Below are 11923 nucleotides of genomic sequence, written 5' to 3'. Positions count from 1 at the left end.
ACCTCACACTTGCTTTAAGGCATTTGTCGAGCTACATCCACAAGATCAGTAATGGAAATCTCACCATCATTATTGACATCATAAATTTTGATTTCATTCCAATTCGGGCTGTTGGATTTCAAACCATAGGCAGCTGCCACTATGCCCAGATCTCCAATATTAGGCTTTTGAGCTAATGCTTTGAATTGCTGCAGCGCCTGGCTCAGGACGGATGCGCCACTGTCGAGCTGCTGCTGATTAGCTTCAGAATTTGCCAAGAGCGCATTTGCAGCGTCGATAGCCGCTTTCAGCGTAGCTTTGGAACCAGTAGGGTATTGACCCATACGGTTACCTTCAACTGTTGTATCATAGGCTGCCTGTGCCCCGGTTACAGCTGACTGAAGCGCTGACTTGTTCAGACCAACGAACTGAATGTTGACCGATGCTGCTTTTGCCTGTGTAATATCACCCTGGCTATTTGAGAGCTGAGCTTGCGATACAGAGATGGTAGTTGTTGCTGATTGCCCTGTAGATTTAGCCTTCCAATTAAGCTTGATCAGGGGTCCGTCCGTTGTTACGGCTCCGGATGGCCCTTGGCTGGCAACTATCATCCGTATTTGACCCGGTATATCTGTTTTTACTTGAACGATTGATAATCCTGTTTTCAATGGTTGGGCAGAGACGTACTCCACTGCGGTTGCATCGAATTGGATGGTCACATCCTGAGCATAGATAGCTGCACTTGCACTTGAAGAGACGCCGCTCAACCCATAATTGGAGCTGAAGGATTGGCCCAACCCCACCGGTTGAACTTCACTCAAGGATGCTGCTAGCCCAAGATGATCAAGAGCACCATAGATTTTAACATTGTCGATATAATGTCCTACCGTGCCCCCATTGGATGTATAGGATTCGAGCAAGGACAAGGAATTATTGGCTGCATAGAAAGGCGCCTGTTGAGTCTTCGATACACCGTTAATATAAACATCCGCTTTCTGAGTTTCTATATCGGCAACAATTTGAATCGTATACCAAGTGTTGGCATTGTAGCCTGATAATACAGTGTAAGTATCCGTAGCTCCGGCCACACGGTAAGTAAGGTTACCACTGACGGTTTCAATGGATACGGCTGGCAGAGTTCCCCCTTGGGCTGGCTGAACACGAATAACCTTTGCGGAATTCGCTTTCGTCTGCTGCATGAAGTCAGCTTGAACAATGACCTTCTTCGTTTGCTCAGGGAATCTCTTTGAAATCTGCGAAAAACTGCTTGCACTAGTATCGTTGATAAAAATACTCTTATTGCTGCTGCTTGGCACATTTGCGATTTGTACGGCTCCACCTAACTCCGAAACCTCATACCCATCAGGATTCGCTCCTGTTGTTTGAGTATCAAAATTATCGTTTACAAGCAAGCTCATACCGGTCGTAACGTCTTGACCCGCGACTGGTTTGGCGCTAGCTTGACTCGAATTCACACTGTCTCCCGCTTCATTGACAGCATTAACAACGTAATAGTAGACCGTACCATTGGTCACATTAGTGTCCTTGTAGTTCGTTGTTGTGATATTATTAGCAATCTCTGAATAATTCTGACCATCGGTGGTGCTTCGCTTTACTTTGTAGGATGTCGCTCCTGATGTACTTCCCCAAGTTATAGTCACTTGCGCATCACCTGCAGCAGCATTGACCGACGTTGGGGCGGATGGAGCAACTACAGTTACGATTGCTGGCGTGCAGCTTACCTGTACGGAGTCTGACCCCTCTCCCACCGAATTTACCGCGCTAATTACATAGTAATAAGCGGTTCCGACTGATACGGAAGTATCTGTATAGCTTAACCCAGGCACTGTAGTTAGCGTTTGATAACTTCCCCCGTTTACTGTGCTGCGTTTGATGTTGTAGCTTGTCGCTCCGCTAACTGCATTCCATTTCAGAGCAACCTGACCATTGTTCGTCCCTGTAGCACTAACTCCTCCAACCGTTGTCGGAGCTGTAGGCGCACTGCCATCCGAGCTATATCCAGACGCAAGCAACCAGTTTGATTTCGGCCAAGCAAGCTTTCCTGCTCCGGCTCCATCCTCCGCAGTCAATCTGGACTTCACTGTAGATGGATCATCCAACGTATACGTATAAGGCAGATCTGTCATTCCGCTCCAGGAAAACTCCAAAGGCGTCGCAGGTACCGGTGTCATTGGACTATTCGGTGTGTCGCTGTTTCCTCTGAATGTAACCCCATCTAAAGAATAAATGGTATCTTTGGCAAGTATTTTCCCGGTATACTGCGATTTGGCAGCATCCACCTGGTTATTACGCATTGGGTAGAAGACATCCACGATCTCTGAATTCTCAACCAGTACCGCGCCCCCTTCGGTGGATATTGCACCATTGCTGGTTACACCGAAGTGGTACCCTTTTGCTGAAATAGCCGCTTCTTGTGTTGAATTAATCCGCTTTTTGGCAGCCCAGTTATTTGCACTGTCCATCACGATATTATAGGCATGAACATTGCCGCCTCTTAAGCGAGGCATACGATCCTGCATATCCTTATAATAGTTATGGTGCAGAGTAACCTGTAAGTTTGGATTCTTGGAATCGAATTCGGTAGCGCCGACTAAATGCTGTTTCTTTTGTCCTGCCGCGACCGCAATGATATCTTCCACACTTAAACCTTGATCGCGTAAAAACTTGTACATCGCGTAAGAGGCTTTATTGGCTTCCAGTGCATTGATCTGTTGAGTTACCCAGCTGTTAGGGCCGCGGTCATCCCCTTTAAACAGCGACCAGGAAATGGTTACTCCTGATGATCCTTGTTTGACATCGATTCCACCATCGTATGATTTATTAAAGGTACAATGATCGATCCATACTTTGGATTCATCCTCCAGGGTCATGTAGTCCCAATCATTCTTGTCGTAATCTCCTTTGGTCAACTCATCCCATTCCCACAGCTCGTCAAACTCCAAATTTCTGATGATAATATTGGAGCCATGTTTAATTGTAAAGCCGGCATGTTTGATCTTGGAGCCGTTGGCCGAGAAAATCGTTATGTTGCTGAGCGTATCGAGATAAATTTTACTTACTCCCGTTTGCATTAGTACCGGATGTGTTTGAGGCGTTGCGTTCGCTACAAACAAAGCCCCTGCCGTCGTCTTCGCCTCAGCGGACAGCTCATTCCAGCCCAAGTTCAGATCATTCATAATTTCCACTACTTTATAACCGTTTTTACGGTTAACCGCCTTAGCGAAATCAGTTGCATTGTAAACTTTGATATACTTAGCGTCCGTCTCCGGAATATTGCCTCCGCCTGTGTTTCCATAAGAAAAGCCAGCCAGATTATACGAATCCAGCGCAGGAGGGGCTAGTGGAGTTGCATTCGCAGCCGCAGAATTCCCGCTTTCCCCATTAAGATTGACTGCTGAAACCACATAATAATACTTGGTATCGTTGGTTAAGCCTGAATTCGTATAGCTTGTAGCCGTAAGGCCGGTTGCCACGTTAGCATAAGTTTGACCGTTCGTGCTCCGTTTTACCGTATAGCTCGTTGCTTCACTAACGGGAGTCCACGAGAGGACCACCTGTCCATTGCCGGCAGTAGCAGTAAGTCCAGCAGGTGCTGCTGGTGGCAGTGGATTCGATACAGGCGTAGCATTTACTATTGTCGAGCTGGCTTCACCATAAGGGTTGACAGCTACTACCTTGTAGTAATATTTCGTCCCATTCGTAACAGCAGAATCGGTATAATTCGCCGCTGTTAGACTACCGCCAAGCTGGGCAAAGCTTTGCCCATCCGTGCCTCGCATAATTTTATAGCTGGCAGCATTGCTTACTGCCGTCCAGGACAATAGGACTTGCCCATTGCCTGCTGTAGCCGTTACTCCTGAAGGAGCATTCGGCGGGATGGCCGGTGCAACAGGAGAAGCAGCAACTTCATTAGAAGCTGCACTCTCCGATTGACCTAAGCCTTTGGCCGTTACTACATAGTAATAAGCGGTTCCGTTTACTGCCGTACTATCGATAAAGCTGGTTGTGGAGCCGGTGCCTACCTGTGTGTACGGTCCTCCGGCTTGCGTTCCGCGTTTAACCGTATACACTGTTCCGGTAGATCCGGCAACTGCGTTCCAGGTTAAGCTTACTTGATTATCTCCCGCTACAGCCGCGAGTCCCACAGGTGCAACTGTAGGAAGGGCGGGGCCTGGCGGTGTAGTTCCTGCATAAAAATTAATATTATCGAGATATTGGCTCTTGGCAGAGCCCCCAGGCGTTGTAGAATCAAATTTATTGACGCTCGTTACTGCGGATTTAAATGTAGTAATCCCCGTAACCTCTTGCAGCGTCTCTCCTCTTTTTCCTACATAGATGGTTACTTGTCTGGCAGCGCCTGCGTTCATGTCCACAACAATCCTGAAACGAACCCATGTATTAGCTGCTAATAATCCCTGTCCGAATACAGTTCCCGGACCTGTATAGGTGAAGTTCCCCGCCGTTTGAGCCTGGATTTCAAGTGCCACCGTCGAGCCGCTGTATAAATCGAACACTTTAGCTCCGCCGCCTACATCAGGCTGCATATAATCAAATTCAAAGGTAGCAATTCCCGATGTGGAAGTGAAATCTCTTCCAATGCCCGCTTGACCGGCTCCAGGATCATACAGATAAACGACTTTATTTCCTGGAGTGACGGGATCATCCACTACACGCACCGTACTTCCAGTCGTTTCCTTTAAGGTATAGTCTGCTGCAATCGTTGCGTCAGTGATGCTCTCGAAATCTTCAACGAAAGGCATTGGAGCCGTTGTAGCTGCTGCCGCAGGAGTAGGTACCAGCGGCAGTAAATTCAGAATTAACAGAGAGCTTAATATAAAGTTCGTAATTCTTCTCTTCAATAGTTTCACCTCTTAAGATAATGACTACAAGGAAATTAAATTGGCTACATAAACAAGGTCAATAATGTTAATAACTCCATCATGATTAAAATCCATATGCTTGAACGCATCCCAATTAACGCTTCCTGACGTCAATCCGTACACCTTAGCCATATCTTCTAGATCTTTCCGATCTAGCTGATGGTCACCGTTCACATCACCGTGAATCGGACCAATCACCTTAGACCTAAACAATTGAAGCGCCTGATTCAAGTTCACGATAGCTTGATCCAGCTTTTGCTCCGTAGATGCATGATCCGCTAATACTGCATTAGCCGCATCAATGGCTGTTTTCAGCGCTGCTTTTGCCCCTTGCGGATATTGACCGTCTGCCGTTCCTTCCACAGCCGAGTTATATGCATTTTGGGCATTATCAATGGCTGCCTCGAGCGGTTTAACGTTCGGTCCTGCTCCGACAATCACCTTAGACCTAAACAATTGAAGCGCTTGATTCAAGTTCACAATAGCCTGATCCAGCTTTTGCTCCGTGGATGTATGATCCGCCAATACTGCATTAGCCGCATCAATGGCTGTTTTCAGCGCTGCTTTTGCCCCTTGCGGATATTGACCGTCTGCCGTTCCTTCCACAGCCAAGTTATACGCATTCTGGGCATTATCAATGGCTGCTTCGAGCAGTTTAGCATTGGAACCAGCCAACTCTAGCATAATATTGATCGTGGTCGGTTGAAGATGAGTAATGACTCCTCGACTGTTTGCAAGCTGCACGTCTGCGGAAATTATAGCTGTTTTAGGTTGGCTAAGCGCTTTGGCTTTCCAATTCATTGCAATTAACGGTCCATCGGTTGCAATAGCCCCAGCAGCGCCTTTGCTTATTGCAAATATACGAACCTGTCCAGGAACATCTCTCCTTATGTCAATGACTTGGAATACGGACTCCACTGATTTCACCGATTCCGCTGATACAAACTCCAACAGATTGGAGTCATATTCCAATTTGATTTCTTGTGCATAGATAGCCCCGGTTGTAAGAGCTGCTACATTACTTAATCCATAAGTCATACTGAATGGCTGCCCAGAGACCACACTTGGGACACTAGTAAGAGATGTGTTAACTTCATTAGAAACCAGCGTAGTAAGGCTCATTACCGGTCCGGTTCCCGTCCATTTCGCATTCCCATCTCCCGCTTCTACTTTGAATGTATATAGCGTATTAGGTGTAAGACCCGTCACTGTATACGAGGTCATCGAATTTGGAACCGTATTCGCTAAATTCACAGGGGTAAACACAGCTGCTCCAGCAATCGCTTTTCCATTCTGATAAACTCTATACCCTTTGACCCCGAGATCATCGGTTGCTTCTTGCCAGCTTAACTTCACACTCGTCGCTGTAACCTCACTGGCTGTGACCTGACTTCCGGCAGGCCACTTGGGCGCTCCGGTATCATAGGCTGCTGCTGTAGTTACTTTTAATTGAGCCGGATATTTAGTGCTGTTGCCAGCGGCATCAACCGCTTCCACTTCAAAAGTGTATGCCGTATCGAAGTTTAAGCCTGTTGCATTGAAGGAAGTGCTTGTTCCTGGCACTGTACCCTTCTTTACTCCATTGGCATATAGATTGTACTGCTTCACGCCTACGTTATCCGTTGCGGCAGTCCATTTAATATTCAGCCAAGTCGTATTGGCCTTGTCTACAAGTTGAATGACATTGCTGCCCGTAGGGGCCGTTGGAGCAATAGAATCCTTGACCCCCGTTGTCGTCACCGTAACGGATGGACCGCTGCTCCAGTTCCCTGATGCATCGATAGCCTCCACTTTAAAGCTATAGGACAATGCTGGAGAAAGTCCGTTTACCGTGAAGGTGGCTGCAGCCTGTCCGGAGCCGGATGCCGAATTGCTGCCTATTAGGGTGGAGCCCTCATAGATTCGATAGCCTTCTACTTTCACGTTATCCGTTGCCACCGCCGCCGACCAATCCAATTTAACAGATGTATCGGTAATATTGGATGCTGTAAGTGCACTGTTATTCGGCCAAACCGGTGCCAATGCAGCATTATTGGAGGAACTATCCATCGTTGTAGTACCAGTGAAGGTAAGACCTGATGAATTGGCGATTTTCCATGGTGCTGCGAGCCCTACGAATACAACATCCTTGAACGAGCTGTTTCGCATATATCCGATGTTCGTTTGCACAGCATTATAAAATTTTACATTTTCAAAATGAATGCCTTCATGGAAGCCTCCGTCAACTCCCGCAACATTGATAGCCTCTTTCTTATAGCCGTCTACGGAAACGTTTTTAACCGTAATATCTTTAAACTGTGATGGAACTGCAGCCGGCTCGTATTCAATAGCTGAGTTGACGTCGGAGTAGGCCGATGTGAAAATAAAAGCTTGGTTTTTGCCATTTTTCATCGCTGTATCTCTGAAAACCACGTTCCTGCCTCCACCGCCGGTTGGCGTATTCGTTTTGGCACGGAGACCGATTTCAGTCTGCTTCATAACATTATCTTCAGCCAGGATGTTCTCAATCCAAGCAGCTGTATGGCTTCCCATTACTACGCCGCCATGTCCTTCTCTCATGTAGTTGTTGAATATCCAAGCATTGCGGGTAGGCTCATCCTTCTGCCCTTGAGCACCCTGGCCTGCTGCAAAGTTCATAGCGTCATCACCGGTGTCAAAAATATTGTTAAACACCGTAAGTCCGTCGCCACCACCGAATTCAATTCCGTCTGCATTATTGTCATCAAAGGTCAGAAGCTTGACGCCAGTAACAGTGACATGATTGGAATTCAAATTAACCAAGGTATGGTTGGATGGATTCAGTGCGGTAAACCCGCCATAAAACGCGTTCTCGACACCACGCAGCGTAATCAGATTGGATCGTGTAGAGTATGCGCTTGTTTGATCCATACCGAGCGTATCTCTAGCATAGTTGGTCTGGTTCTTAGCAAGAATTCCGTAGGTGTTGTAATTGGTATTACTGCTTCCTGCTTGCACTGGAAAGAAATTATCGTCCGTTCGAGTTGGTGCTACCCAACCATTTCCGTCAATAGTACCTTCCCCTACAATCCGGATGTTCCGCAAGCTTCCATAGTCATAGGTGTGTGCGTTAATCAGCGAGTAAAATCTCGGAACTGTTGTATAATCGTACAGCATGTAATCAAATGCATAATCTTCCGGCTTTTCGGAACCAAGCAGAGTCGCGTTCTTAGCTACCTCCAAGGTCATATCACTTTTCAGCCAAATGGAGCCTGTCTTGAATTTACCTGCAGGTACCAGTACTTTGCCACCTGGTGTTACTGCATCAATGGCATCTTGGATGGCCTTCGTATTTAAAGTGACTCCATCGCCAACCGCACCGTAATCAACGATATTAAATACTTGCGGAACGGCAGTTGTAGATTGGGTTACTTGATTGCTTGCCGGCGATTCAATCCCATTGCTGTCCACTGCTTTTACAGTAAATGTATACGGGGTGTTCGGCGTAAGACCTGTAACCGTGTAATTATGAATGCTTATTTTTACATGACGGTTGTCCGTATCCTCTTCGTAAAACTTGTCAATAAACGGTTTGGCCGGAGAATAGACCGCTGCGTTACTATTAGCCGTTCCAATAGCCGTCGGTTGGCCATTCATGTAAACCTTATAATCAACAATGTTGGAATACTCATCAGGCTTCTCCCACGCTAGAATGATGCTCTTCTCATCATAGGCCATAGCGGGAACTCTTAAGTTCTTGGGAGCTTGCAGCGGTGTGTTCGACATCGGAGTAACCGACATCTCATTGGAATTGTTTCCTTCAACACCGTTGATGTTGGCACTTACGACGATATAGTAGGTGTTGCCATTAGTTAGACCCGTATAGAGATATTCATTTCCTGTAAGACTGGAGGCAACCACAGCATAAGGTCCGCCGGCAGTTGTGCTGCTCTTTACGGTGTAGGAGCTAGCTCCTGAAACCGAAGACCATTTCACTTTGGCTTGAGCTGGACCAGCCTCCAGACTCGTAATAGTCGGCTTTCCAGGAGCCGCCAATGGAGTTGCAGTAGCTTCGGCCGCATTAGCTCCTTCCCCAACAGCGTTTGAAGCACTTACAGTAAAATAATAGGGAGTCCCGTTGGTCAAGCCTTCGTATGTATAAGAAGTCATGGTAGCGTCAGGCGTTTTGTAAGAGCTCGTGTAATTGCCGCTGGCTGTTCCAACCTTCACTGTGTAAAAGGTCGCGCCGGACACCGCCCCCCAGCTTAGGTCGACACTTTGGCTTTTGGGAGCCGCCAGTAAAGAAGCTGGTTTATCCGGAACCGAAGCTGCTGCTTCGTTCTTATAAACCTTGATGTTGTCCAGGTAGTGGCTTCGGCTGGAGGAGCCTGGACTCACAGAGTCAAACTTGGCAATATTCGTAACCGAATTATCGAAAGGAACTTGACTAAGCTTCTTGTCTCCGTCAATGTAAACATCCGCTTTCTGGGAATCGATATCAACAACAACTTTAAATTTGTACCATGTATCCTTCACATAAGCAGGAAGGTCATAATAAACAGCCGGTTGCCTTCTGTAAGTGAAGATACTGCCGGATTTCGTTTCAATATTAGCGGCAACCACACCTTCTGAAGACAATAACCGGATAATTTTAGCCCCTGAGTTAACTCCCAGACTGGATAAAAAATCAAATTCAATCGTAACTTGTCCGCTTGTCTGGGCTGTAAATGACTTCTCTATCGATGTAATATCGGTTGAAGCCGTGCTATTCGCATCATTTAGAAAAAGCGCCTTATTAGCTGCATTTTTCGGGTCAATCCTAACATCTGCAAAATTGTTAGCTGTTGCCGGATTGGGAGTAATAATATAGTCGGATGGAACCGTACCCGCTTCGAAATCTTCATTAACGAGATAGACGGATGCAGCTGAAGCTGCCGGCACCGATACAAGCGTCAAACCTGAAAATCCATAGACGAATGTTGCCAAACTCATAAGCAAGGAAATACCTTTGCGTCGTATTGCCAAAAATAACACCTCCAAAATATATATGTGTGCAGTCGTTAAGGCGTTGATAGACCATCCTATAGCATCTACCCTTTGACGGAGCCTACTAATGCCCCTTTTGCAAAATATTTCTGCAGAAACGGATAAACAACCAGAATAGGTAGAGTGGAAACAACAATGACAGCCATTTTAATCGTTTGATCCGGTGGTTTAACAAAATCACTGCCAAAGTCCGAAGTATCCGCGCTAAACGCGCTTGCTACAAGAACGATTTGTCTTAACAGTACCTGGATAGGCCATTTATTCGCATCATTCAAAAAGATAATGGCATTGAAGTAAGTGTTCCAGTAGTTAACGGCATAAAATAGAGATATGGTGGCGATCGCCGGCATAGACAGCGGAATAACAATTCTGAACAAAATTCCGAGATCATTGCAGCCATCGATTTTGGCGGACTCCTCAAGGCCCTCAGGCAGGTTCATAAAAAAGCTCCGCATAATAATCAGATTGAATGCATTAATCATGGTCGGGACGATCAGAGAAAAGTATGAATCCACAAGCCCCATTGCCTTAACTACCAAAAAGGTCGGTATCAAACCTCCATTAAAGAGCAGTGTGAACACAACCAGGAACATGAAAAAGCGGCGCCCATCCAAATCTCTTCTCGTTAGACCGTATGCCATCAAGCAAGTTACAAACATGCTGATTAAGGTTCCGAAGAGAGTCACCCCCACCGATACGCTTAATGAACGAAAGATCGCACTCGTCGATAAAATGTAGCGGTAAGCATCCAAGGTATACTCGGTCGGAATCAAAATAAACGGTTTGCGTGCTATTTCCTCTACAGTTGCAAAAGAAGCCATAATAACATGCATGAGAGGAAGGAACGTAACCAACGCTATAAGGATGAGAAAAAAGATATTGAAGAAATCGAACATTCTGTTAAGTAATGTCTTGTCTTGAACCATTGCGGTACCTCCTTATGACCCAGTCGATTAGTAAATGCCTTCCTCGCCGATTTTTTTGGCTAATTTGTTAGAAAGTACAACCAGAAATAAGCCAACAAATGATTTAAAGAAACCTACTGCCGTGCTGAAGCTGAATTGACCTTGTTTCAGACCGACTGTGTATACATAGGTATCCAGAATTTCGGCGACGGAACGGTTCATCGAATTGAGCAGCAGATACACATGCTCGAAGCTGAGATCGAGAACATTGCCTATTCGAAGAATTAACAGCACAACAATTACACTTCTTATTGAAGGTAAGGTGATATGCCAAATTTGCCGGAACCGTCCGGCTCCATCCATTCTTGCAGCCTCATACAGCTGCGGGTCGATCGCTGCGATTGCAGCCAGATACACAATCGTTCCCCAGCCCGCTTCCCTCCAAATAACCTGAACAATGTACATGGGGTGAAACCAGCCTTCGCTCAGCAAAAAGTTAACCTTGGGAAATCCAAAGTACAGCATTAATTGATTAATAATTCCGCCGTCCATCGTTAGCATTACATAGGCAATGGATACGATAATGACCCATGACAAGAAATGCGGGATATATACGATCGACTGCACCAACCGTTTAAAAAATACGTTTGCCACTTCATTCAACATCACAGCAAGCACAATGGGGACCGGAAAATAAAAAACAATATTGTAGAGGAACAAGATAAACGTGTTTTTAAAAATGTTCCAAAACTCCGGTTCACTAAACAATTTATTAAAATGCTTCAGCCCTACCCACTCACTGCCCGACATTCCCTTGTATGGCAAATAATCCTGAAAGGCAATAAGCAGCCCATACATGGGGAAATATTTGAAAATAATAAAATAGATAAGCCCAGGAAGGATCATCAAATACATATACCGGTTCCTGACTAATCGTTTGGCTAATGAGCTGCTTGATTTGGGTACCGGCATCGGCTTAGACTGAACGACACTACTATTCATTACACACGACTTCCTTTCTTACGGAGGCCAATAAAGCCTTGTTGTACATGATTGAATCAAGGATAATCGGCTGTACCGGTCCTTGAGGATGATGAACACGTCGAGGTTCAACTCGTGAAGGCTGTTGAATGG

At 46.0% G+C, this 11923-nt stretch carries 4 protein-coding genes; all 4 read right to left on the bottom strand.

The window, feature by feature from the left end; translation table 11 throughout:
• Positions 1-14: 14 nt before the first annotated feature.
• The 4 genes from ACFQ0C_RS04700 to ACFQ0C_RS04685 all read right to left on the bottom strand — a co-directional run bounded on the left by ACFQ0C_RS04700 (position 15) and on the right by ACFQ0C_RS04685 (position 11761).
• Positions 15-4859, bottom strand: coding sequence for a pectate lyase family protein (locus tag ACFQ0C_RS04700; protein ID WP_379364420.1), 4845 nt, complete (start codon positions 4857-4859; stop codon positions 15-17).
• Between the two features lie 24 nt (positions 4860-4883).
• Entirely contained in the window at positions 4884-9863 is a 4980-nt protein-coding gene (locus tag ACFQ0C_RS04695) for a fibronectin type III domain-containing protein (protein WP_379364418.1), read from the bottom strand.
• 65 nt (positions 9864-9928) lie between these two features.
• Positions 9929-10810 carry a carbohydrate ABC transporter permease gene (locus ACFQ0C_RS04690; protein WP_258217259.1) on the bottom strand — a complete coding sequence of 294 codons (882 nt, stop codon included), beginning with the start codon at positions 10808-10810 and terminating at the stop codon, positions 9929-9931.
• 27 nt (positions 10811-10837) lie between these two features.
• On the bottom strand, positions 10838-11761 hold the full coding sequence (locus tag ACFQ0C_RS04685; protein WP_379364566.1) for an ABC transporter permease: 924 nt from the start codon (positions 11759-11761) through the stop codon (positions 10838-10840).
• Between the last annotated feature and the right edge of the window lie 162 nt (positions 11762-11923).

This window comes from Paenibacillus sp. GCM10027630, from assembly GCF_042676305.1.
Lineage (GTDB): Bacteria > Bacillota > Bacilli > Paenibacillales > NBRC-103111 > Paenibacillus_S.
Note: the sequence above shows the minus strand (reverse complement) of the source record. Positions and strands in the feature narration are given on the sequence as shown.